The sequence below is a fragment of the Flavobacterium plantiphilum genome (assembly GCF_046000495.1).
Lineage (GTDB): Bacteria > Bacteroidota > Bacteroidia > Flavobacteriales > Flavobacteriaceae > Flavobacterium > Flavobacterium plantiphilum.
Genome location: NZ_JBELQA010000002.1, coordinates 422,666 through 448,253, shown reverse-complemented (window position 1 = coordinate 448,253; position 25,588 = coordinate 422,666). Strand labels below are relative to the sequence as shown.

Annotated in this window: 21 protein-coding genes; 6 read left to right on the top strand and 15 right to left on the bottom strand. The window is 35.1% G+C overall.

Going from position 1 to position 25,588, the window contains the following annotated elements:
* Positions 1-102 precede the first annotated feature (102 nt).
* From ABS764_RS04730 to ABS764_RS04710, 5 genes are all read right to left on the bottom strand, one after another.
* Positions 103-2,292 carry an alpha-L-rhamnosidase-related protein gene (locus ABS764_RS04730; protein WP_408080489.1) on the bottom strand — a complete coding sequence of 730 codons (2,190 nt, stop codon included), beginning with the start codon at positions 2,290-2,292 and terminating at the stop codon, positions 103-105.
* 28 nt (positions 2,293-2,320) lie between these two features.
* Positions 2,321-3,022 carry a hypothetical protein gene (locus tag ABS764_RS04725; protein WP_408080487.1) on the bottom strand — a complete coding sequence of 234 codons (702 nt, stop codon included), beginning with the start codon at positions 3,020-3,022 and terminating at the stop codon, positions 2,321-2,323.
* A 14-nt stretch (positions 3,023-3,036) separates the two neighbouring features.
* The gene (locus ABS764_RS04720; protein WP_408080485.1) at positions 3,037-4,626 is read right to left on the bottom strand and encodes a sodium:solute symporter family transporter; all 1,590 of its coding nucleotides are present in this window, start codon (positions 4,624-4,626) and stop codon (positions 3,037-3,039) included.
* Between the two features lie 12 nt (positions 4,627-4,638).
* Positions 4,639-5,709 (bottom strand): Gfo/Idh/MocA family protein, encoded by a 1,071-nt coding sequence (locus ABS764_RS04715; protein ID WP_408080483.1) that lies wholly within the window; start codon positions 5,707-5,709, stop codon positions 4,639-4,641.
* Positions 5,710-5,794: 85 nt separating this feature from the next.
* Positions 5,795-8,311, bottom strand: a complete 2,517-nt coding sequence (locus tag ABS764_RS04710; RefSeq protein ID WP_408080481.1) for an L-rhamnose mutarotase — start codon at positions 8,309-8,311, stop codon at positions 5,795-5,797.
* Positions 8,312-8,589: 278 nt separating this feature from the next.
* Here ABS764_RS04710 and ABS764_RS04705 point away from each other — a divergent pair, with 278 nt between their 5' ends.
* Complete coding sequence (locus ABS764_RS04705; protein WP_408080479.1) at positions 8,590-9,540, top strand: helix-turn-helix domain-containing protein; 951 nt, start codon at positions 8,590-8,592, stop codon at positions 9,538-9,540.
* 32 nt (positions 9,541-9,572) lie between these two features.
* On the opposite strand, the gene ABS764_RS04700 is transcribed toward ABS764_RS04705, so the two are convergent.
* Complete coding sequence (locus ABS764_RS04700) at positions 9,573-10,514, bottom strand: HU domain-containing protein (protein WP_408080477.1); 942 nt, start codon at positions 10,512-10,514, stop codon at positions 9,573-9,575.
* A gap of 103 nt (positions 10,515-10,617) precedes the next feature.
* On the opposite strand from ABS764_RS04700, the gene dprA reads away from it, so the two are divergent.
* Positions 10,618-11,718, top strand: a complete 1,101-nt coding sequence (gene dprA / locus ABS764_RS04695) for a DNA-processing protein DprA (RefSeq protein ID WP_408080475.1) — start codon at positions 10,618-10,620, stop codon at positions 11,716-11,718.
* A gap of 59 nt (positions 11,719-11,777) precedes the next feature.
* On the opposite strand, the gene ABS764_RS04690 is transcribed toward dprA, so the two are convergent.
* Both ABS764_RS04690 and trpS read right to left on the bottom strand, forming a co-directional pair.
* Entirely contained in the window at positions 11,778-12,590 is an 813-nt protein-coding gene (locus ABS764_RS04690) for a hypothetical protein (RefSeq protein WP_408080473.1), read from the bottom strand.
* A gap of 126 nt (positions 12,591-12,716) precedes the next feature.
* Positions 12,717-13,688 carry a tryptophan--tRNA ligase gene (gene trpS / locus ABS764_RS04685; RefSeq protein ID WP_408080471.1) on the bottom strand — a complete coding sequence of 324 codons (972 nt, stop codon included), beginning with the start codon at positions 13,686-13,688 and terminating at the stop codon, positions 12,717-12,719.
* Between the two features lie 291 nt (positions 13,689-13,979).
* On the opposite strand from trpS, the gene ABS764_RS04680 reads away from it, so the two are divergent.
* Positions 13,980-14,741, top strand: a complete 762-nt coding sequence (locus ABS764_RS04680; protein WP_408080469.1) for a lysophospholipid acyltransferase family protein — start codon at positions 13,980-13,982, stop codon at positions 14,739-14,741.
* A gap of 43 nt (positions 14,742-14,784) precedes the next feature.
* Here ABS764_RS04680 and ABS764_RS04675 read toward each other — a convergent pair whose 3' ends face one another.
* The 7 genes from ABS764_RS04675 to ABS764_RS04645 all read right to left on the bottom strand — a co-directional run bounded on the left by ABS764_RS04675 (position 14,785) and on the right by ABS764_RS04645 (position 20,859).
* On the bottom strand, positions 14,785-15,192 hold the full coding sequence (locus tag ABS764_RS04675; protein ID WP_408080467.1) for a hypothetical protein: 408 nt from the start codon (positions 15,190-15,192) through the stop codon (positions 14,785-14,787).
* Between the two features lie 180 nt (positions 15,193-15,372).
* Positions 15,373-16,380, bottom strand: coding sequence for a recombinase RecA (gene recA / locus ABS764_RS04670; protein ID WP_408080752.1), 1,008 nt, complete (start codon positions 16,378-16,380; stop codon positions 15,373-15,375).
* 180 nt (positions 16,381-16,560) lie between these two features.
* Positions 16,561-17,076, bottom strand: coding sequence for an acyl-CoA thioesterase (locus ABS764_RS04665; protein ID WP_408080465.1), 516 nt, complete (start codon positions 17,074-17,076; stop codon positions 16,561-16,563).
* A gap of 121 nt (positions 17,077-17,197) precedes the next feature.
* Complete coding sequence (locus tag ABS764_RS04660; RefSeq protein ID WP_408080463.1) at positions 17,198-17,581, bottom strand: DoxX family protein; 384 nt, start codon at positions 17,579-17,581, stop codon at positions 17,198-17,200.
* Positions 17,582-17,586: 5 nt separating this feature from the next.
* The gene (locus tag ABS764_RS04655; protein WP_408080461.1) at positions 17,587-18,735 is read right to left on the bottom strand and encodes a DNA polymerase III subunit; all 1,149 of its coding nucleotides are present in this window, start codon (positions 18,733-18,735) and stop codon (positions 17,587-17,589) included.
* Positions 18,736-18,845: 110 nt separating this feature from the next.
* Positions 18,846-19,190: an L-rhamnose mutarotase gene (locus tag ABS764_RS04650; protein ID WP_408080459.1), complete on the bottom strand. Its 345-nt coding sequence runs from the start codon at positions 19,188-19,190 to the stop codon at positions 18,846-18,848.
* Positions 19,191-19,215: 25 nt separating this feature from the next.
* On the bottom strand, positions 19,216-20,859 hold the full coding sequence (locus ABS764_RS04645; RefSeq protein ID WP_408080457.1) for an alpha-L-fucosidase: 1,644 nt from the start codon (positions 20,857-20,859) through the stop codon (positions 19,216-19,218).
* Between the two features lie 250 nt (positions 20,860-21,109).
* Between ABS764_RS04645 and ABS764_RS04640 the strand changes: the two genes are divergently transcribed.
* The 3 genes from ABS764_RS04640 (at position 21,110) to ABS764_RS04630 (ending at position 25,520) form a co-directional block, all read left to right on the top strand.
* Complete coding sequence (locus tag ABS764_RS04640; RefSeq protein WP_408080455.1) at positions 21,110-21,994, top strand: helix-turn-helix domain-containing protein; 885 nt, start codon at positions 21,110-21,112, stop codon at positions 21,992-21,994.
* A 247-nt stretch (positions 21,995-22,241) separates the two neighbouring features.
* The gene (locus tag ABS764_RS04635) at positions 22,242-23,429 is read left to right on the top strand and encodes a phosphoglycerate kinase (RefSeq protein ID WP_408080453.1); all 1,188 of its coding nucleotides are present in this window, start codon (positions 22,242-22,244) and stop codon (positions 23,427-23,429) included.
* 105 nt (positions 23,430-23,534) lie between these two features.
* A complete protein-coding gene (locus tag ABS764_RS04630; RefSeq protein WP_408080451.1) occupies positions 23,535-25,520 on the top strand; it encodes a LysM peptidoglycan-binding domain-containing protein in 1,986 nt (661 codons plus the stop codon).
* The last annotated feature ends 68 nt before the right edge of the window (positions 25,521-25,588 follow it).

Below are 25,588 nucleotides of genomic sequence, written 5' to 3'. Positions count from 1 at the left end.
ACTATTAAAAAAGTATATTTTATTTTTTTTAACCACATAGATTCATAGATTTTTAAAGACTTTGTGTAATTATTAGTGTGATTACTTCGTTCCTCGCAATGACTAAATTGCTTTATAACTAATTTGATAATTCACATTAGGTTTTACCGTTAATTGATATTTGTTTTTTCCTAACGCAACAACCGTTCCTGAATTGGTTTTTGGCTTGCTTTTACTTTCAATAATTAACTTCCCTTCGCCTTCAGCGGCTTTCAATTTGATTTCAGATTTGCTGATGTATAATGAAACTTCGCCTTTAGGTGTTGGTACTTTTCCTTCCATCCATTGCAATCCGCCTAAATTCGGTTTGATTTCATATTCTGCATAACCCGGAGCGGTTGGTTTTACACCCAAATAATATTTTCCTAACAAATAAATCGGGCTGGAACCCCAGGCATGGCAAAGACTTTTTCCATAAGGACGCCCGTACATCGCTAAATGCTCGGTTCCTTTTTTGTTTGGGTTGTATTCTTCCCAAAATGAAGTAGCGCCTTCTTTTAGCATACCACCCCAATAGTCTTTCATTTCTTTCAGCACATAATCCTGTTCGCCCATAGCACACAAGGCTTCCAATTCGTAAAAACGCATGTAGGGTGTGGTGATTTGTAGCACTTCATCATTAAGCAAGACCTTATTTTTGATACTTTGTTTTTGTTCTTCATTAAAATAATTAAAGAAAATCCCAAACATATTAGCGTATCTGGTCACAATATCCTGCATTTTACCATCAATACGTTGGTGCTTCATGACATTTTCTTTTTTGTCCCAAAACACCTCAAACAATTTAGTTTTTAAATCATCTGCTAATTTTTTATACTCTTTTTGGTCATCTTTTTTATCTGCAATTTCAGCACTAACTGCCATGGCTTCTAAACTTCTGGCTAGAAGCATTTGCTCAAAACTAACTTCACCCGTTTTTGGTAATCCGTCAGCCCAGTCAATAAAAACCCAATCCCCTTCTAATGGTTCCAGGAATCCGTTTTTGTTTCTTCTTTCCAGACAGAAATCCATCAATGATTTCATTCGCGGATAAAACGTTTTGATAAATTTAGTATCGCCCGTGTGCAAATAGTAATCGTAAACCCCCACAAACCAATACAGCGAATAATCCATGATGATATTGATATGTGCTGTTACCGGTTCTTTACCTCGAAGCGCCAAAAGCGTTCGTTCTACCGAAGCCGAATCAAAGAATAAATAATAATTCATCAAATAACTCTGATACGCATCGCCGGACCAAACCCAGCGGTCACGCTTGATTCCGTCTATAAAAAATTCACGGGAAGTTAAATGCATCGTATAAGCCGACACATCCCAAATTTTATTCAATTGTTCATCCGATGATTTGAATGCGCCACGATAGTCTAATGGCAAATATTCATAAAGCATCGAAATCGAATCGTATTTTACTGTTGGATCTGCTTGTACCCGAACATATCGGAAAGCTTTGGACCCGTCATGAGTGTAGGTTGCAGACTGTTTTCCATCAAAAGATAAATGGTCTAAGGTTTCGCATTTGGCCGTATCCAGCGCTTCCTCGCGAGATTCACCATAATACAAGGCTAGTTTGCCTTTTCCTTTTAATCCGTGAATTTTAATATAACCAAAAGTTTCTTTACCAAAATCGACCAGCTCACCGGTTCCTATTTTTTCTGTTTTCTTGGCATTCCAAGGCGTCGTTGTTAATTTAAACTCTGAAGGTTTATGCTCCGGAGAATCAAAATTCCAGGAACCCACAGGTACCCATGGCGTACCGGATTGCTGGGCTTTTCCATTTTCATCGATCCACAATTTGTCTTCATTGGTTACCTTCCAGGAAGCATCTGATTTCACATATTTACCAGCAATATAAATAGCAGGCAAGACTTCCTGATTGTAAACTTTAAAAGAAATTTTGTGTTTGCCCGCAGGAATTTTTAATGATTTTGGTTGTCCGTAAATTTGAACACCATCCAAAAGTAACTGAAAAGGTCCTTCCGTGAAGATTTTTACCTCATCGGCTTCAGGTATGTCTACTTCTGTTTGAAAAGTTACCAAAGCATACGGACTGTAGTATTGCCAAAGCGGCGGAAATACTGCTTCGCGTTCCGTACGTCGCACCTGCATTTTATTACTCAACCAAACTTCAAAATCGCCCGGATACCAAATCCAGGTTGCTTCTTCCGTTTTTTGCTGTGCAAATGACGGAATAGAAAAAAATAAAAATATTCCAACAAAAATTGTTGTTATAAAAACTGCTATTTTGTTATTCATAATAAATTATTTAAATTCAATTTGAGCCTTATTTTAATTTGTCTATTTGATAATTGATATCTCCTACAACAGTAATCCAATTATTATACAAAGAATATTTTTGAAAAAATGCTCCTGCAATAGTCACTTCTTCTCCATCGGATTTATACGGAACTTCTAAATTATTCACTTTATATAAATCAAAGCAATAAGGAAGGAATTTTACTTCGCTATATTTTTCAATTATTGATTGATAAACTTTAAGAAAATTATCTGCATACTCACCTACTGGCGATACAATTATTCTTTCTGGTATCGAAATTTCTCTTTTACCGTAAATTGGATGTGAAATTTCTTTACGATGAATATTTTCCAGAATTTCAATAGTAAAATAATCACCTATTAAACTTTTATAAAAATGTAATTCAGTTCTACTTTCAATTGTATTTTTTAACATTACAATACCTGAAAAATTAGGAACAAATCCAGCTGTTGTACAACGTATATCTTGAAAATCTAATTTTGTCTTTAATTTTTCTATAAATCCAACTTGCCATTCCTTTTTATAATATTCATTGTCAACTATGTTTTTCTCTATTATGTCGTTTAACTCTTTTATTCCTGAATACAAATAGTATTTTTCATCTTCTTTGGGTAACCCAATTGGATAATACTTTTTTATACAATCGCGTATTTCAGAAATGTTATCCGAAAGCTCCTCTATATTAACTTTTATAAAATCATCAAACATAATTTGGCTGGCATTTAATGTCCATTAAAAATAACATAAAGCGCTACCATAACCAAAGTTAACAGCACCCATAATATCTTAACCTGTTTGTCGGGTTTAGCCGCAGGATTGATTCGTAATAAGGTTTGATGGTCTTTTTGCCCTGCTTTATCGGTAATGGTAATAATATAAGCCAACACAGAAAGTCCTACAAAAATGTAAAATGACAATAATAAGAAATGAGGCCACTCATACACTTGATTTGGGAAAACCCATAAGTATAAAACTCCTGTTCCTAAACTGATAATTGTCCCTAAAGTCAATACTAAATTGGCTGCTCTTGTGGTAGTTTTATTCCAAAGCACTCCAAACAAAAACACCACCGACATTGGCGGAGCAATAAATCCTAAAACCGATTGGAAAATATCAAAAAGGTTCAATCCTTTGATGCTATCAATAGCCAGTGTAATCAGGATTGCCAATAATGAACCAAATAAGGTCACCAATCTTCCTGTTTTTACAATCTCTTTGTTAGTCGCATTTGGTTTGTGATTTTTCACATAAACATCCATCGTGAAAACGGTACTCAAAGAATTCAATGCCGAACCAATGGTACTAATTAATGCTGCAATCAACACGACAATAATCAAACCGCGTAAGCCCGCCGGAAACAATTGGGTAACCATCGTCATATACGCTTCGTCCGGATTTTTTAAATTTGGAAACAAAACAAAACACACAATTCCAGGTAAAATAAACAAAGGCACATCCAGAATTTTCAACCAACCGATGAAGTTTGCTCCTAACTGTCCCTGTTTTAAATTTTTTGCCCCTAAAATGGATTGCACCATCGATTGATCGGTACACCAAAACCAGACTCCCATAATAGGATAGCCTAATAAAATGGCGACCCAAGGATAGTTTTTATCGTCTGCCGGTAATAATAAATTCCAATACGAACCTGGAGTACTGTGATAAATATGTTCTAATCCTCCTGCTTTATTAATCCCCATTACTACCAATAAAAGCGAAACGGCAATCAACAATAACATTTGAAAAACATTTGTATAAGCAATGGCTTTTAATCCTCCTGCTGCCGCAAAAAATCCCGAGAGAATCACCATCATAATCACAGAAAGATACATTGGTAAATCCAGCAATTGCTTGACCAGAACTCCGCCGGCAAATAAGGTTAAAGACAACCACGAAATCAGAATCGTAATCAAGGTGTACCAAGCCAAAATGTTTCGGGTAGAGTCGCCAAAGCGTTTTCCCATAAATTCTGGTAATGTCAGTACTTTAGCTCCCAAGTATCTTGGTGAAAAAACCACCGCTAAAAGCAGAATAAAAATAAAGGCATACCAAGCAAAATTACCTGCAACAATACCAGTGGTAAAACCCACACTGGCCGAAGCAATCAGCATCGAAGGGCCAACATTGGTTCCCCACATATTTAAACCGATACTTCCCCAACCTAAGGTGTTTCCTGCCAGGAAAATGCTCTCGTCCTCTGATTTTTTATTCTTTACAAAAGAAATATAATAACCAAAAGCAATCAACACCAGAAGATATCCAATAACTACGGCATAATCTATGGGTTCTAAAAAACTACTGATTTTACTCATACAAATTGGGTTTTATAATTGAATATCATATGCTGCTAATACATCAGCAATTTTTACCGGCATTCCAGTTTGTAATGTTCTGTCCATTGCCTGTAACAAAGCCACGGTTCCAATTCCTTCTTTCATATCCGGATAAGCGGTAAATCCCTGCTCGATACTATCTGCGAAATATTCTAAATAATTTTGGTATTCACCCCCATGATGACTTTGTCCCTCAAAACGGAAATAGTATTTTATAGTAGCATCACCCCAATGAATGATTTTTTCTTCGCCTTCTTTATCGGTAACTGAATAACGTAATTCATGATAATCCGCCTGACTGGCTCCTTCAGTTCCTCTCAAGATAACACTCATTCCACTATCTCGTTTGGTTGGCTGTGTTGGCGAAGTATACACCCCACTCACACGGGCAATTCTACCATCCGTTGCTTTGAAAATAAAATGCATCGTATCTTCGTTTTTCAAACCTGCTGTTTTTCCGTTGCTGCTGATCATTCCGTAGCCCATTACTTCTTCGATATTGGGTAAATACCAACGAATGAAATCCACAGGATGACTCAATCCACCGTACAACCATTTGAAAGATTGTAACAACGACCATTCTTTCTTTAAAAACCAGCGGTGGTCTGCGTGATAATGCGATTCGATGGTAATCAAATCACCAATAACTCCTGCTTCAAAATCTTTTCGTTGTCTTTTAGCCGGTTCAAAGAATCTCGAACTTTGTCCCACAAAAACTCTTTTCCCTGTTTGTTCACTAATAGCAATTAATTCTTTGGCTGCAGCCAAATCATCAATAAAAGGCTTAGTACAAACTACGTGTTTCCCGTGCAATAACGCTTGTTTTACATGTTCCGCATGTAAATGATCCGGAGTATAAATGGCAATGATATCAATAGCTTCGTCTTTTAATAAATCATCGTAATTAGTTGTATAGTGAGGAAAATCAAATTCCTTAGCGCGTTGTTTGCACAATTCTTCATTTCTGTCACATACTTTCACCAACTCTACTTTGCTGCTTTCTATAGCGGCTGACATGGTACTACGTCCTTCTCCAAGACCTAAAATGGCTATTTTTAACATTGATTTTTATTATTACTTATTAAATGGACGGATTAAAATCCATCCCTACAATATCACCGAGCCTATGGCTCTTTATTCTTTTTCTTTATTCTTTTTTCTCCTCTACCTTTTTCAAAAAAATCCAGGTTTCTCCCGCTTTTGCATCATCAATTCCAGTTTGGTATTTTTTCATTAAAGCATTCCATTCGTCCACTCTTGGATTATTTTTAGTTGTTTTTGGATTGAGTTTGTCTAAATCTTTTCCTTTTGGAATACTAATTACTAACATCAATTGTCTTCCGTTTTTGAAAACCTGCAATTGTTGAAAATCTGCATTACAGAAACCTTTGGCTATTTCCGGCCATTTTTCAAACTGGGTTTTATGGTAATCCAAATATTCCTGTTGCATTTTTGGATCCTCAACCAAATTAGCTGTTAAAACAATATTTTCCCATTCAGAAGCGGGTTTAACATCAGGACATCTTTCAAAATTTTGAAAATCATAAACCGGATTTTCATAAATTTTTATTTGTAATTCCGGAAAAGCCAAAGCCAATTTTCTTTTCGTTCTTTCAGGCTGATTCATCAAACCATAAATCACCAGATGATTTTCCCATTGGTACAATTCTTCCCCTACAATTCGGAAACCTTTGATAGTCGATTTGATTTTATCAATATCCAGATTTTTCCCTATTACCTCAATCGCAACTGATTTTGGCATTTCCTGCATACCCCAAGCTTCATCAACAACGACTTCTTTTTTCAAGTGGGTAAAAGGCGGACGAATTCCGGCGTTTTCTTTTACAGCAGTACTTACAAACTGATTGTTATCCTGCCAAATATTTCCTTTCGGACCATTGTTATTCTTTAAAATTTTCTGAATTGGGATCCAGTTGTTTTTTATAGTAAAATGTTGAGAACCTTCATCGGTATACAAATACAACCACAAAAACGGATCGTGAGCATACGGGCTGTAATATACCTTGTCAATATAATTTTCCTCTATTCGGCTGTCTGGCTGAGAAGAAAGCGTATAAATTCCGGCTACATCATGCAAATGTTTGGCATAATGATGGATTTTATTGGCTAAAATTTTGTTGTTACGCATCACATTTTCAGTATGTGTCCAACCCCAGCCCATTGAAATACCGCTATAAGCCACATCCGAAATTTCGTTATACTCAATAGTCAGATTCCTTACAAAACCAGCAGCGATACCCAAGCATCCCCAATCTTCATTGGCAACATTAGTAATTAAATTGTCTGTAATTAATTCATTCGAACACACTTCTCTATCATCTTTTACTTGCAATGGCAAATGCGCTTCGAAAGCTTCTTCAGAGAAAACTCCCAGCGTAATTCCGTTACCTCCAATATCTTTAAAAAGATTTCCTTGTACAATATTGTGATTCGTTCCTTTGTTTAAATCCAATCCTGTAGAAGATAAATGTTCAAAACTACAAGATTCAAATACGGTGTTGTTCGCATAATTTACTTCCACAGCAGCTCTTGGTCGTCCTACCCAAGCCTGATTTTCTAAAGAAGCCTGATTGGGCGTTCCAGGAATTTTTAATTTGTAGGCGTCCAGCAAATACATTCCGGCCTGCAAAGGAACGTGTCCCTGTTGCGATGGACGAAGCCAGTTGCTATATTGAAACGAGATTCCTTTGAATTTTACATCATGTACGGGAGAATCAATCGTTCCTTTAATTTCTACTAAATTTTCTAAAACAGGAGCTATTACTTTGGCAGAAGCCATATTCTCGCCTGCTCTTGGAATATAGTAAATCTTCGCATTTCTTCTGTCCAGATACCATTCACCCGCTTCATTTAGCATGGACATTCCATTGTTTAAAAAGAAAGCTGAATTTCCATTGTTTTTAGAAATCCAGGGCGCTGGCCAGGGATGTTCACTTTGAATACGACTTTCCGGTTTTTCAAATGAAAGTCGGGCGCTGTCCTTAACTACTTCGATATTTTTGATTCGTAAATTAGCGATGGCCCACCATTGCACGATAAACATTTCCATGCCTGGCTCATATTTCACTGATTTATCTTTAAATGGAATCCAACAGGTTTCAGTTTCCTTATCCCAGGACAAAATTCTTTCCATTTTATTTCCTGCGGTACTTTTAGCACGCACGGCTTTGACACCATTTACCCAAAGCTGACGGTAATTAATCACTTCTCCGGCAATTTGCGGTGCATCAGCTACCCAAACCGTACCAGCTTTCTGTCCGTTAATAACGGTAGTTGATTTTTTCCAATTATTGATTGCAATTCCGCCGTTAAAAACAGGTTTTGCATTGACATCCGCCTCAATGGTAGTTGGACTATCGGCAGTTCCTGAATCTTCAGGTCTTACAAACAATGGTTCATCCAGATGATAAATGCCGTCTTTTATGATAATATGAATCCCTCCCTTAATTGAAGCATCTTTCAAACGGCGTAATTCTCTGGCTTTTCTTAAGGCCATATGAACAGTAGCGAGCGGACTTTCTTTTGTTCCTTCATTGGTATCTTTTCCGTTTACAGCTACCCAGATATCGGCTGCCTGCATGGAGAATACAGTAAAAAGAAGAAATAATATCGTCAATAAAGGATGTCGTTTTTTTAGAAACATAATATATTGTAATTATAAATTTGGATTCTTAACTACCCTTATTTCAAAAATGCTTTCGTTTAAAAAAATAAAAAATGTAAACGTTATCATTTTAAATAATAAAAAAAAGTCTGTCGACTCTAATATCCTTGAAATAAATAAATTGGGCTGGGCAAGATAGTATTTTTTACTCAAAAAAAATCATACTTTTAAACAACGGTCGATTTTATAAAAACTACTGTTGTTTCAATAAATAAATTTAATAATTATCTTTATACCAATTTAATACAATATAAATTATGAATTCCTTTTTGTTACCAAAAGACTTAAGAGCAAAAGACGAGCATGGTAATTACGGCGTTTGGTGGCACGAAAACAATCCCGGACCTTTAAAAAAGCTGCCTTTTATCAGTCAGTTTGGGAGTATGAAATTTTCTAAAGTGCGTATTGATGACAGCATGCGACCTCACTTAAATGACGGAATTGAAATTCATTATGTCAACAGCGGAAAATACGATTGGGTTATTGAAGGAAAAGAAATCGAATTATTACCCGAAAATTTATCGGTAACTGCACCCTGGCACGAAAACGGAAGCACGTCAGGAATTATGGATATTGGTCAAATTAACTGGATTATTATAAAACCTTCTGAATTTTCAGTAAACAAAGTATTAGAATTAGGAAACTGGAGTAAACTGTCTAAAAATTTTCAGCAAAATCTGGGCGAAATGATTGGTGATGCCAATAATGCTGTACTTGAAAAAGCAAAAAGTTTCAAAAAATATTTTGATGAATTACGAAATGAATTAGCCTATCAGGAGGAAGGTTTCGAGATAAAAGTACAGAATATTCTCGAGAATCTTTTTATCGATTTACACCGTCAGCTTTCGAATAAAATTCATAAAAATCAGGAAAGCGATTATTTTATCGAAAAACTTACCCATTTACTTCAATCCGATTTAACGAAGAAATGGCATATTGAAGATTTAGCATCCGAATTTAATATGGGCAAAACCAAGTTTACTTATGAGGTAAAAAAACTAACCGGTTTCCCCCCAAACAGTTTTATTATAAGTCTTAAATTAGAAAAAGCCATTGAGTTAATAAAAAATAATGCCACTATTACCATGGCAGAAATAGCTTTTATATGCGGATTTTCATCCTTACAACACTTTACCTCTACATTCTCTCAGCGTAACGGAATCAGCCCAAGAAAATATCAGTTGCAACAACAGAAAAAAAAGAAATAAAAAAAACCTTTCCGCTAAGAAAGGTTTATAATTTATAAGGATTCAACCAGCAACCAGGCTTCAGGGTTCTCTGATTCTCTAACTTTATTTTTAACTTTTTGAGCTTCGGCATAAGTAGCGAAGCTTCCATAAAGTACCGGATACAAACCATGTTTATTAACCTCCAATTTTCTGGCTTTATAACCCATTTTAGATAATTTTCTAAAAACTTCCTCCGCATTATTTTCATCTCTAAAAGCACCAGCCACAACATGGTAAGGTAATTTAGCTTCCTTATCGGCTTTTACAGATAGCGTTACGGGAGCCATCGGGTTTTTAATAAAAAAAGTAGCTTCCTGGATTTTGTTTTGTACTTGTTTCTGAACGGCTTTTTCAACAAGAACTCTTTGGGAAACCATTTGATTCTGATAAACGGAATACCCCACACTCGCTGTTAAACCTAATCCAAGAACAAAAATAGCAGCATATTTTAAATAAGAACGACCGCTTCTTTCTTCGGTAACCAAAGAAATCACTTCTCTTTCCTCAACAATAGTTTCTTCTTCAACAGCTTCACGTTTTACAACGGGAGCTATAAAAGAACCTAAACCAAAAGAACTGGTCAGGTAATTTTTTTGATCTGCAGGGGTAAAGATTAAATTATCTGCAGCATTCAGGGTAAAGCTACCTACATTTTTAACCGTAAGACTTTTATTTTTTTCCAATTCTTTTTTCCAGTTCAAAACCTGATACTGAATCGAGCTGATAGCATATTCATAGGAAGTTTTCTCTGTTCTGGCAATATGATTGGCTAATAATCCATCATTATTTTTAATGTTGGTATTAAAAGAAATCAATTTTTTAGGCGGAAAGAAAGAATTAGCACTTTCAACCCATTGAGCCGATTGAATTTCGGTTAAAAAAGCACCAAAACCCGGAACGGTAACACATTGATAACGATATAATAGTTGGCTTATGTAGTGTTCTATATTCATACTTACAAAGTTATACAACCATAATAGTTATCAAAATTTTATTCACAATTTTTATTAACAATCTAACTAAAAAATTTATACTTTTCAGTTTCAAATATTTAACATGACAGCAACTGATTTATTTTACATATTGGCCTTGCAAAGAGTAGAAGGCGTGGGCGATATCATGGCCAAAAAATTAATCAGTCACTGCGGTTCGGCCGAGGCGGTGTTTAAAACAAAAACCCATCAACTGGCAGCTATTGACGGAATTGGAACTACATTACTGAAAAACTTAAAGGACCAAAGTGTTTTTGACAAAGCCAATAAAGAATTAGAATTTATTCAGAACAACAATATAAAAGTTTCTTATTTTCAGGATGAAAATTATCCTGACAAACTCAAACATTGTGTTGATGCTCCATTAGTATTGTTTACAGCCGGAAATATTGATTTGAAGAGCAGAAAAATAATCAGCATCGTAGGCACACGCCAAATAACTTCTTACGGAACGGAATTTTGCAAAAGACTCATTGAAGATTTAGTTCCGCTAAATCCGGTAATTGTAAGTGGTTTTGCTTACGGAGTAGACATTGTCGCCCATCAGCTGGCAATGGAAAACAATTTACAAACCATAGGAGTTCTGGCTCATGGGCTAAATCAGATTTATCCCAAAAACCACAAGAAATACATGTCCAAAATGGAACAAAATGGCGGTTTTATGACCGAGTTTTGGAGTTCAGCTAATCCCGACAAAGAAAATTTTGTAAAAAGAAACCGTATTGTTGCCGGAATTTCCGAAGCTACCATTGTCATTGAATCTGCCGATAGAGGGGGATCTTTAATTACTGCTAATATGGCAAATGATTACAACCGTGATGTATTTGCTGTTCCCGGTCGCGTAAGCGACAAATACAGTGCAGGCTGCAACAACCTTATCAAAACCCAAAAAGCAAATGTCTTGACCAGTGCTGCCGATTTGATTTATATACTGAATTGGGACATCAAAGAAGAAACGAAAGCAGTGCAGAAACAATTATTTGTTTCTCTGGATACTGACGAACAAAAAATATACGATTACCTGTTAAAAACAGGAAAAGAGTTAATGGATATTATTGCTCTGGAATGTGAATTTCCTATTTACCGAATCTCGGCTTTATTATTAAACATGGAACTTAAAGGTGTCATTCGTCCATTGCCGGGGAAGTTATTCGAGGCAATTTAAAAAACAGAAAGCGATACTAAAAAATAGTACCGCTTTCTTTATTTGAAATAAAATGAAACTTACTCCATTAAAGTAATTTTTCGCTCAACCGAAGTATTTTCACCAGAAACAGCTTTTCCTTCAGCATCGATAAGAGTCAGTTTTATAATATTCTCACCCATTGGAAGTCCTGTAATCTGATAAGGTCTCCACTCATCAAGTGTAAATTCCTCACCATTTATATTTGCCTGTACTTTATAACCATCTTTAGCCAAAGTAGTATTTACCACAAAAAAATCTAATAAGATTGTTTTAGTATCATCCCCTTTGTATTCTCCTTTTGGACGGCTGTAAAACAACATCGGCTCTTTAGGTTCTGCTAATTTTTCGTAAGCTCCTTTATCATTAATTTTGAAATGCTCCACTACAAATGCGTCTTTATCTTTTAAGGATTCATGGTAAGAACGCGATAAGAAAGACAACAGGTAATGCTCACTTCCTTTTTCTAATTTCACTTCATGCTCCGGTTTGTACAAAGCCGAATAAGGTTTATTATCCAGAATAAAATGAATGTGTTGCCCCTGACCAGAGTTTGCCATGTGTTCACCATGATGACCTTCAGTATGTTGAGTCAACTCAAAATTAGCAACTTTGTAATTGATTTTGAATGTTACTGAATCGGCATCAGCTGCAGTTGCAGTTTCTGAAGCAACAGTTAGTTTTGCACCCGGAAACATTTTTGAATCTTCAATTGGCGTAACCGAAATTTCTGATTTTACAGGGGTTTCTATAGCCGAATCTTCTGATGTTTTCTCCGTTTTATCTTTACAGGAGGTCATTGTAGCTAAAGCCAAAGTCAATAGCCCTAAAGAGGATAGGTGTATCTTTTTCATAAATAAAAATTTTATATTTTGTATAAAAATATACAATAGATTCTGCCCAAAACAAATGTGCTTATTAAAATTTTCTTAAAAAAACTTTAACAAATACATTTTTAAAACTTGTACCGACTAATTATTTTACAAAAAACCGAGTTTGGTACGTACTCTTTTTAGAACTTCATCCGCTACAACTGAAGCTTTTTTTGCTCCTATTTTCAATAAAGCATCTACTTCTTCTAAGTTATTAATGTAATAATGGTATTTCTCTCTTTCAGTTTTGAATTTTTCACAAATCAATTCAAACAAAGCTTGCTTAGCATGACCATAACCGTAATTTCCGCCCAGATAATTGGCTCTCATTTGCGCTGTTTGTTCTTCATTGGCCAACAAAGAATAAATAGCAAAAGCATTACATGTATCCGGATTTTTAGGAGCTTCCAGCGGTGTACTGTCGGTCTCAATGCTCATCACCTGCTTACGCAAAGCCTTATCTTCTAAGAAAATATTAATGATATTATTTGCTGATTTACTCATTTTCCCGCCGTTAGTTCCCGGAATCAGCATACTGTCGTCCTGAATTTTAGCCTCCGGAAGCACAAACGTTTCTCCCAACTGATGATTGAAACGGGAAGCCACATCACGTGTGATTTCAAGATGTTGTAACTGGTCCTTACCTACCGGAACAAACTCGGCATCATACAATAAAATATCGGCCGCCATCAACATGGGATATGAAAATAGTCCTGCATTTACATCATCTAATCTATCTGCTTTGTCCTTGAAAGAATGTGCCAGAGTTAAACGCTGGAAAGGAAAAAAACAACTTAAATACCAGGATAATTCAGCTGTTTGCGGCACATCTGATTGCCTGTAGAAAACCACTTTATTTACATCTAGTCCAAAGGCAAGCCAGGCTGCTGCCACGCTGTAAGTATTATTTCTTAACGTTTCTCCGTTTTTGATCTGGGTAACCGAATGCAAATCGGCAATAAAAAGAAAAGATTCGTTTTCAGAATTATTAGATAATTGTATTGCCGGAATAATTGCTCCTAGTAAGTTTCCTAAATGTGGAGTTCCTGTACTTTGAACTCCGGTAAGTATTTTTGCCATGCTTTTTTTTCTTAAACGCAAAGTTCGCAAAGTTTTTTATTTTTTACTGCAAATTCACAAAATTTAAAAATTACCTGAAATAAATCCTATCGCCTATTTTATTTAACACATCAGTCCTGTAAGTTTTCTTATGATCATTTACTCAAAATGAATTAAAAAAAGAGAAGTAACTTTAATGAACTTAGAACACATATAAGCTTTAATACAGCAACAACTATCTTAAAGGATTTATGTTTTAAAACATTATTTTTTTATACAAATGATAACAATTGATTCCTTATTTTTGACCCCATGAAAGGTATAAAAATAATTCTCCGGACCCTGTGGCGCATTTGGTTTTACATCCTTATGGCCGTACCCATCTTAATCATGTTTCCCTTTTTAGTACTTTCTATCCTTTCTGAAAAAGGATATCCTTACTTTTTCTTCATGGCGCGTATATGGGCTAAATTCATTCTTTTTGGCATGGGATTTCATTATAAAGTAGAAAGTGAGCAAGTTGTTGATGAGAACAAAAGTTATATGATTGTGGCCAATCATACTTCGATGGCAGATATTATGCTGATGCTGGCGGTTATTAAAAATCCATTTGTATTTGTGGGAAAACAAGAACTGGCGCGTATTCCGGTTTTTGGTTTTTTTTATAAAAGAACCTGTATTTTAGTAGACCGAAGCGATTCACAAAGCCGAATGGCGGTTTTTGCAAAAGCTCAAAAAAGAATAGAGAGCGGTCTTAGTGTTTGTATTTTTCCTGAAGGTGGTGTTCCTGATGATGAATCTATACTTTTAGACAGTTTTAAAGAAGGCGCTTTTAGGTTAGCCGTTGAACACCAAATCCCTATCCTTCCAATAAGTTTTGGCGATAATAAAGAGCGTTTTCCTTATACTTTTTTTGCTGGAAGTCCCGGAATTATGCGTGTAAAAATACACAAACAAGTAAATACACTGGGTAAAACGAATGCTGACAGAAAAGAAATTCGTGAACAGATAAGAAACATCATTTACAGCCAGTTATTGGTTTTTGAAGCTAAAAAAACGCTCAAAACAGCTTAAAAAAAATCACCTCGTTAAAGGTGATTTTTTACTTTTTAAATAATTATTCTGTTACCGTAATCTCAACTTCTTCAAATTCGTCTTCTCCGGCATCATCTTCTCCTTTGTAAAATTTAAAAGTATACACTCCTGCTGTCGTAGGTGTAAAATTAAAAGAAACTTCTGTTTCAGGAGGTAAGGTATCAGAACAATTTTCGCCGTTTTTTACAGAAGCATTAATTCCGATAGTTCTTGTACTGTTTTCTGAATAATAATAAATTCCGCCATAGATATAACAAGCGGTAGGTTTTTGGTACTTAAGCTTAATTTCATGAGATTCTCCCTTAACGAAAGTCTCTGGCAAAGTATAACTCTCAATTGGTAATACATAATAAGTATAGGAATCCGGCTCGTCCAGACTACAACTTAACAACGTGGTCATTAAGACCAAAAACAAAGCTATTTTTTTCATTTTTTTTTGAATTTATAAATTAACTATTCTTGTTTATTGTTTTTATAAAGACTGTGATAAATAAAAAAGGTTGCTTTAAAAATATTTTTTTCTGAAAAAAATGGTCAAATTTTCTGTTTTTAATAAAAAAATGCCCGACAAAATTGTCGGGCATTTTAAAAATTTACGCCATTAAATCCATTAGTTTTCGGCTAATTCTTTAATTCTTGCTTTGATTTTTTCTTCTAATTCTTCCGCTAATTCCGGATTATCTTTAATCAATGATTTTACAGCGTCACGTCCCTGACCTAACTTAGTTTCTCCATAACTAAACCATGAACCTGATTTTTTTACGATTTCGAATTCTACAGCTAAATCCAGAATTTCTCCTGTTTTAGAAACACCTTCACCGTACATAATATCAAATTCCGCCACTTTGAAAGGTGGTGCCACTTTGTTTTTCACAATTTTAACCTTGGTTCTGTTACCAATAACATTTTCACCATCTTTAATTTGTGTAGAACGACGAATATCTAAACGTACCGACGCATAAAACTTTAAAGCATTACCTCCTGTAGTAGTTTCAGGATTACCAAACATTACACCAATTTTCTCTCTCAACTGGTTAATAAAGAAAACAGTACAATTGGTTTTACTAATTGTTCCTGTTAACTTTCTCAATGCTTGCGACATCAAACGCGCGTGAAGACCCATTTTAGAATCTCCCATTTCGCCTTCAATCTCACTTTTTGGAGTCAAAGCTGCAACCGAGTCGATAACTACAATATCAATTGCTCCGGAACGGATTAAGTTTTCAGCAATTTCTAAAGCTTGCTCCCCGTTGTCTGGTTGCGAAATAATTAAATTTTCAATATCAACACCTAATTTCTCAGCATAATTTCTGTCAAATGCATGTTCCGCATCAATAAAAGCAGCAATTCCACCTGCTTTTTGCGCTTCGGCAATAGCGTGAAGCGTTAAAGTAGTTTTACCGGAAGATTCCGGTCCGTAGATTTCAATAATTCTTCCTTTTGGATATCCGCCAACTCCAAGTGCTAAATCCACACCTAAAGAACCTGAAGAAATTACATCAACTTCTTCAATGGCCTTATCCCCCATTTTCATAACAGTCCCTTTTCCGTAAGTTTTATCTAATTTATCAAGGGTAAGCTGTAAAGCTTTTAACTTGGCTTCTTTCTCTGTACTCATCTTTTCTTTTAGCTTTTCTTTCATTAAATTAATATTGCTTTTATAGCGATCAGAAACCTAAAAAAGTGGTTTACTTCTTTTAACTTCTGTTAGATATCTTTATTTTGTGTTCGTAAAAATACTTCTTTTTTTGATGCAAATTTTCCGTTTAAAGAGATTTCGAATCAAAAAAATAAAATCTTATACAAACAATGCTTTCAACTCTGTTGCTTCGCCAGGTTTCATTTTTCCGGCTAACACCAAACTTAATTGTTTGCGCCTTAAGGCACCTTCATAACGTTCTTTTTCTAATTCGGTTTCCGGAATAATCTGAGCTACCTCGACTGGCTTTCCTGTTCCATCAACCGCAACAAAGGTATAAATTGCTTCATTAGCCTTTGTTTTCACTCCAGAGATTCTGTCTTCAACCCAAACATCAATATAGACTTCCATCGAACTCTTGAAAGCACGTGAAACTTTGGCTTCAATAGTCACCACACTTCCCAGCAATATAGCCTTAGTAAAAGCCACATGATTCACCGATGCCGTAACCGAGATGTTTCTGGAATGTCTTTGTGCCGAAATACTGGCTGCACGATCCATTCGAGCCAATAATTCACCTCCAAAAAGATTATTGATGTGATTCGTTTCACTTGGCAAAACCAAATCAGTTAATACCGTTAAAGATTCGGATGGATGTTTAGGGGTTAATGGCATATTTTTTTTATTTTTTGATTTCAGATTCCTTCTTAATTCAGGCAAAATTATATTCTAGGATTAGAATTTTTGAATTGAAATTTACCTGACCCTGATTTTTTCATTGCCTTGCAATTGATTTCTAATTTAACCAGTACACTGCCATTACAGCCGGAATAAAATAAATCACAATAGTCCTGGCCCCATCATAATCTTTAGCTAATCGTTGTCCAAAAAGCATCATCAATAAAGTAATTGCCGAAAATACCGCGCCGTAAAAACCAAACAGCCTTCCGTTATTAACCAGCAATTCAATACAGCCTACAAAACACAAAACAGTAGAAATCAATTCCATTATAATGAGATTAATCAATGCTAATTTCACATGATTTTTAAGTCTCGTTTTTGAAAAATGTTCCCTCAACCAGGTTAGATTATCATTCCAGTAAAACAGTTTCTCATAACTGGATTGCAGATAGGTAATACCAAAAAACACCAGAATTAAAAGTGAAGCCGGATTATTCATAATCGTTATTTTTTATGGATTAAACGGGTAAGTTTGATTGATAAATCAGTTAAAATTAATTTCGCATTTCCGTTGCGCTCAATGTGATACATGGCCTCCGAAAGTTCTTTAAAGATATCCTGAATATTATTACCATTTACAAATGGTGCAAAATTTTCTAATTTGAATTTATCTACTTTTGGTTCAAAATAAACTAATCCCTGGGTTTCATAATTAATCAACAACGCCTGACGAAACATTTCTATACAAAACTGCAAAAACTTCTTTTGAGCTTCTCTTCCCAAAGCCGCTATTTTTTCGCTCCAAAGTATCAAATCCTGAATGGCAGCCGCATCTTTTTTAGCCTTAAAAGCGGCACGAACCCAGGTAACAAACCATTGTTCAAACGGATGTTCCTCGTCTTTGTCTCTAAGTAAATGCAAAGCAGCATTGTAATTGCCCTGTGCCTGATGCGCTAATTTTGCTGCAAATTTAGAATCAATTGCTTCACGAGCAACCAAAGCATCTGTTATAACCGCTTCACTCAATCCGTTGAAATGTAAAATTTGGCAACGTGAACGAATGGTTTGGATAATGTCTTCTTCGTTTTCTGAAATCAGAATGAATATTGTTTTCTCCGGTGGTTCTTCGAGTAGTTTTAATAATTTATTGGAAGCGGCAATATTCAATTTATCCGCCATCCAGACAATCATAATTTTATAACCACCTTCATACGCTTTTAACGAAAGTGATTTCAAAATTTCCTGAGCATCATCTACTCTGATTTCACCTTGTTTGTTTTGAACACCCAAAACAGCATACCAGTCAAACAATCCACCGTAAGGATTTTGTGTTACAAATTCTCTCCAATCGGCAATAAAGTCAATACTTTTTGGATTTTTCTTTACCTCATCGGTGGTAACAGTTGGGTAAGCAAAATGCAAATCGGGGTGGGATAATTTTTGAAATTTAATATTGCAGGCCTGATTTTCTCCATTATTTTCTCCGTTTTGATTGCCACACAAAATGTATTGTGCATAAGCAATTGCCATGGCTAAAGTTCCGCTTCCTTCCGGACCAACAAACAATTGTGCGTGCGGAATTCTTCCCAAATCAGCACTTCTGGTGAGATGATTCTTAATGTGTTCCTGCCCTAAAATTTCTGAAAACTGCATAAGGCAAAGATAGCAGAAAATGGATAAGTCTAAAATTTTAGATTATAAAGTTTCTACACATATACGGCTTGGTTGGAGGTTGAAAAAAAATCAATTAGAACAGATTAAACCTAAGGCAGTTTATAAATCTGCTCCATTTCTATCCATTTTTCTCCTTCTTTAGCACCCGGAGGCGCTTGTTGAAATTGCCACATTAATTTTTCCCATTCCTGAACTTTTGGGTTGGCAGCATCCATCATTTGTTTGCGTTCCGGAGTATAGTTTTCATCTACTTCCATAATCATAAACAAACGGTTCGCCAAGATATAAATTTCCATATCAATAATGCCGGCATCTTTTATGCTTTTTGTAATTTCAGGCCAGACATTTTCCTTTGAATGATAGTATTTATATTCTTCTATCAACTTTGGATTATCGATTAAATCACAGGCGTAACAAAATTTTCTTGAGGTCATAATTTTAGATTTCATTCAAAGAGTATCACACAATCTCTAACGCATTGGCATAAGAAGCTTCCGGTTTTTGATTTGGAAAATAAACCTCAAGTCCTCTTTCTGTTTGTATAAACTTCAATTTTTGACCTGTACTTACTAATTTAACTTGCCTGATTTTTTCAGTATGATACGAACTTGATTTCGCTAAACTTTTTATAACAGCCACACCATTCTCCGGCCACGCCATTACGGTTGCATAAAGTGTTTTGTCTTTTTGAGCAAAACGAATATCCTCAGACGTATACGGTTTTCCCTTTCCTTCGTTAAAACCCTGAGCGGTTAATGCTCCGGCACTTGCTTGTTGCGGACCTTCGCCAAAAATTTTCCAGGGACGCGTACCGTAAATACTTTTGCTGTTCAGTTTCATCCAAGCACCTATTTCTTTAACGATTTCAAGTTCCAATTCATCGATACTTCCATCTCCACGCACCGGAATATTTAACATCAGATTTCCGTTTTTACTCACTACATCCACCAGCGTATGAATAACCGTTTTAGCCGATTTATAGCGTTTGTCATTATAGAGCCTTCTATCATAATGCCAGTTTCCAATACAGGTATCCGTTTGCCACGGCAGCGGTTCAATAGTATTACTTTGTCCCTTTTCAATATCCCAAACCATGGCTTTACGCTGCTGCTCATCCAGAATTTTACCGGTAATCACTGCCTGAACACTGTTATTTTTTTGAAGGCTTTTGTTGTACATATATGCCGCAATACGCAAACCGGCATCGCTAACAGGCCAAAGCGATAAAGCAGTATCGTCAAAATAAATCATATCCGGATTGTATTTATCAATCAGATCAATGGTTCTGTCATGAAATTTTTCACAATATTCCGGAGTTGGTATGGAAGCTCCATCTCCCCAGTCCCACTGGCTGTGAACAGATGAATCGCCAGAGGGTTTTGCGCTTAATTCATGATTTTGAACATATAAATCCTGAGGATCTAAACCTTCCCACCAGGTTCCTTTTCCATCTTCCTTAGTCAATTTCCCATCATAAGACACTCCTGCCAAAGGACCATTTTTATCCGCTCCCTGAGAAGTATCATACCAATTCCAGGCATGCGCTGCATGAACGCTTACCGCAAAAGGGAGTCCCGCTTTTCGGGCTGCTTTTTCCCATCCGGCTATAATATCTTTTTTAGGCCCTATTTTAGTCGAATTCCAGTCAGGCTGATATTTACTGTCATACAAATCCAGATTATCATGATGATTAGCCATTGCCATAAAATATTTGGCTCCGGAATCTTTGTATAAATTCACTAATTCTTCCGGATTCCATTTATCGGCTTTCCACACATTGATTACATCCTTAAAACCAAATTGAGATGGATGCCCATATTTCTCCACATGAAATTTATATTGTCTCGAACCTTCTTCATACATTCCTCTCCCGTACCAATCACCGGCTTCGGGTTCACACTGAGGGCCCCAGTGTGCCCACATTCCAAATTTGGCATCACGAAACCAATCCGGTACCTGATATTTTTCCAGCGAATCCCAGCTTGGCTCAAATGGTCCTTTGAAAGCAGGAGTATTAAGTATATTGGATTGTCCCAATAAAGGAGACAAATAAAGTCCGGCCATTGCTGACACACCTAATTTTAAAGCGTTTCTTCTGTTCATCTATATATAATTTGAATAGTATAATATTATTTATTTCCGATTTTTACCATTTGTTTTAACATCATAAATCTATTTTAAAAACAAAGTCTCATAATCTTTAAATTTTACATATAAATTTGATTATTAATATTTTTAATCCTTTATTTTTGAATAACCAAAAACAAATGTAATTAAGACAGAATACATCTTATTTATACAAAACCGATTTTTTATTACTCAAAAACGACTTTAATCTTGATTTTAAATTCTTATGTCCAAGAAAATTTTCAAACATTACTTTTCATTATTACACATAGATTATGTAAAACTGAATTACAAGTGGAATTATAATAATGTAATAAGTCCTTATTATCGATTGTACTATATAGATGAAGGCTATGGAACTATTTCTGACAATTCCGGTCGGTTGATTTTAGAATCAGGATATTTATATCTGATTCCAAGCTTTACTATTTGTAATCTGAATTGCGAAGATTACCTAAGCCAGTATTTCATTCAGTTTTTTGAAGAATCACCCGATGGAATTTCATTATTTGACCAGAACAGAAATGTGATGAAATTAGCCGCTACTGAAACCGACGTAACGCTTATCAAACAAATGTTAAATCACAATCCCGGCAGAGGTATTAACCGCTCTGACAATCCAAAGATATATGAAAAAGAAAATTATTATAAAGAATACCGCTCGCACAATGATACTATGAAAACGCATCTCAAATTCGAAAATCAAGGGATATTATTACTGTTAATTTCCAGATTTCTGAATACTAGAGATTTCAAACAAAACACCCCTCAAAGTACTCCTTCTAAAATTCTGGATACTATGAGTTACATCCAGCTTCATTTAAACAAAAACCTCACCGTAAACAAATTGGCTCAAAGAGTCAATCAGAATCAAGATTATTTCTCCAAGCAATTTTTACTTCACACCGGTCAAAGACCCTTAAATTACATTCATGAGAAAAAAATTGAACGGGCACAATATCTTATTGCTACAACTAATAAGACTTTCTTAGAAATTGCTATAGATACCGGTTTTTCCAATTTGCCTCACTTTTCAAAAATATTCAAACAAATTGTGAGTCTTACACCTGGAGAATACAGAAATAGAAATGATTTTTATCTTAATAGTTAGAATGAATTTGAAACTTTATCCCTGAATTATCTATTTGATATCATAAACAACATGTAGTTTTCACAGTCAAGTTAATTTTAACTTTTAGAGCTTATTTTTTAAATTTAGAGATATAAATAAAAAATTTTGTGAGTTTACATCGTTTTCGTTGCAAAAAATTGATTTTTTTAAATTATTGAAATTTATTCCTACCGGAAAATTTCTATATTTGTTTCAATTTCAAAAAAATTAAACTAAAAAAATACTGATGAAGACTTTAAACGATTTTAATTTCGCTAATAAAAAAGCAATAATACGCGTTGATTTCAACGTACCACTTGACGAAAATTTTAATGTTACAGATACGACCCGTATCGAAGCTGCAAAGCCTACCATTTCTAAAATCCTTGCCGATGGAGGAAGTGTTATTTTAATGTCTCATTTAGGTCGTCCAAAAGGAGTTGAAGATAAATATTCATTAAAACATATCTTAAAAACAGCAACTGACATTCTTGGAGTTCCTGTAAAATTTGCAACAGACTGTGTAGGCGAAGCTGCAAAACAGGCTTCGGATGATTTAAAAGCCGGTGAAGTTTTATTGTTAGAAAATTTACGTTTTCATGCTGAAGAAGAAGCCGGAGATGTTGCTTTTGCAAAAGAATTAGCCTCATTAGGGGACATTTATGTAAACGACGCTTTTGGAACTGCACACAGAGCTCACGCTTCCACTACAATTATCGCACAATTTTTCCCGACAGCAAAATGCTTCGGAGCATTATTAGCTAAAGAAATTGAAAGCATCAATAAAGTATTAAAAGACAGTGAAAAACCGGTAACTGCTATTCTTGGTGGTTCTAAAGTATCTTCTAAAATTACAGTTATCGAAAATATCCTGGACAAAGTAGACCACATGATTATTGGTGGTGGAATGACTTTTACATTCATTAAGGCTCAGGGAGGAAAAATTGGAAATTCTATTTGTGAAGATGACAAACAAGAATTAGCACTTGAAATTTTAAGATTAGCAAAAGAAAAAGGAGTTCAGATTCACATTCCTGTTGATGTTGTTGCGGGAGATGATTTTTCTAACAATGCAAATACACAAGTGGTTGATGTAACTAATATTCCTGATGGTTGGGAAGGTATGGATGCCGGTCCAAAATCATTAGAAGCTTTCGAAAAAGTAATTATGAATTCAAAAACAATTCTATGGAATGGTCCATTAGGTGTTTTTGAAATGGAAACTTTTGCCAAAGGAACTATTGCTTTAGGAAACTATATTGCAGCAGCTACAGCTAATGGAACTTTCTCACTTGTAGGTGGCGGAGATTCAGTTGCAGCAGTAAAACAATTCGGTTTTGAAGACAAAATGAGCTATGTTTCTACAGGTGGAGGTGCTATGTTAGAAATGCTTGAAGGAAGAACTTTACCTGGAATAGCAGCTATTCTAGATTAAATATAACAATTTTAACAATATTTATTGATTTTTTTAGTTCTAACCTATTAAGTTTGCATTACGATTTTGTAATCGTTTAAAATTAAGCACGTTGACAACAAAAGCATGAATATAAAAAAAATCACCTTATCATTTTTTCTATTACTATCAATTCCCTTGTTTTCACAGGAAACTGCCGAAAGCAAGGGAATTGCTGTTATAGAAACGAAGCTTTCTTATCTGGATTCTATAAAACTTAGTTTTGTTAATGACGACATGGCCAGTTGCGTTGACAGTTTATGGACTAAAGAATTAACTGACTTAGATATCTACAAGGATCTGAACAAAGACATCGAAAGTATAAATACGGACGAAAAAGTTGATTATGAACTACCTACCGAATTACTAAAATCACGATTGGCCGCAATGAATGCTAAATCCCCGTTTAACATTCAATACAATCAGGGATTAGAAAACATCATTAAATCGTTCTTAAAGAACAGAAAAAAATCTTTTGAACGTCTCATGGCTATTTCAGACTATTATTTTCCAATGTTTGAAGAAACCTTTGCAAAGGAAAACGTTCCGCTGGAAATTAAATATTTAGCCATAGTAGAATCAGCATTAAATCCGAAAGCAGTATCCAGAATGGGAGCTACAGGACTCTGGCAATTTATGTATCACACCGGTAAACAATATAATTTAAAAATAGATTCTTATATTGATGAACGCAGTGACCCATTAAAAGCCACTCAGGCAGCTGCACAATACATGTCTAACATGTTTGCGATTTTTGGTGACTGGGAACTGGTTTTAGCTTCTTACAATTCAGGTCCGGGAAATGTAGCTAAAGCCATCAGAAGATCAGGCGGACAACAAAATTTCTGGAGCATTAAAAATCATCTTCCAAAAGAAACTCAGGGATATGTACCTGCATTTTTAGCGACCATGTATTTGTATGAATACCATAATGAACATGGAATCAAACCTAACAAAGCTTTAATTCAACATTTTGAAACAGACACTGTAATGATTAAAAAACAGATGTCTTTCCAGCAAATAGCCGATTTACTGGACGTATCCGTACCACAATTACAATTGCTGAATCCTTCGTACAAACTCAATGTAATCCCTTATTACAATGATCAGAATCATTATTTGAGATTACCAAAAGACAAAATCGGTGTTTTTGTGTCTAATGAGGATAAGATTTATGCCTATATTGAACACGAAGCCGATCAGAAAAACAACAATCCTTACAAAAAAAACTCTGCCACTGCAGTCGCCAGTACAGAAATGCCTACTTACCCTATTGGAAGTACAACACAATATTACAAAATAAAACAGGGTGACAATCTAAGCACCATTGCCGATGAATATGATGTAAGCATTACTGATTTAAAAAAATGGAATAAATTAAGCAGTAATGCTATTTCTTACGGAAAAGTACTTACTATTATAACTACCAAAAATAATACTGCAATTGCTTCTGCTAATACTAAAATCAGTAAAACTGAAAAAACAAAAAAAGAAGTTAAAGCTGATACTTTAATTGCAGGAAACAAGACTAATTATATTGTTCAAAAAGGAGATAATCTAAGTGATATTGCTGAACAAAATAACGTAACTGTAACTCAGCTTAAAGAATGGAACAAACTTGCAGGTAATACAATCAAAGCCGGAACAACTTTACAAATTGCTGAAAAAGAAGCTGAAGCTAAAGAAACAGCCATTGCCGCAGTGACTCCGGAACTAAAAAATATCGAATATACAGTTCAGAAAGGAGACAATCTGGGTAACATTTCTAAAAAATTTGGCACCGCAATTGCTGATTTAAAGGAATGGAATCACTTATCTGACAATAATATCACATTAGGTAAGACCTTAATCGTGGCTAAAAACGAAATTGCTATCAATACTGATAAAGCTACCGCAGCATCATTTAAAAAGAACAACAGCGAATTACAACATGACTATCTTGTAAAAAAAGGAGATTCTTTATTTAGTATTGCCAAAAAATATGCAGGAGTTACTGTCTCAGACATTAAAAAATGGAATGGTATTCACAATGAAGACATCAAACCGGGAATGCGTTTAAGAATAGTTGAATAAAAACAACTCAAAAAGACATAACAAAGGGCTTTATTTGACATTCAAATAAAGCCCTTTTTTTACACTAT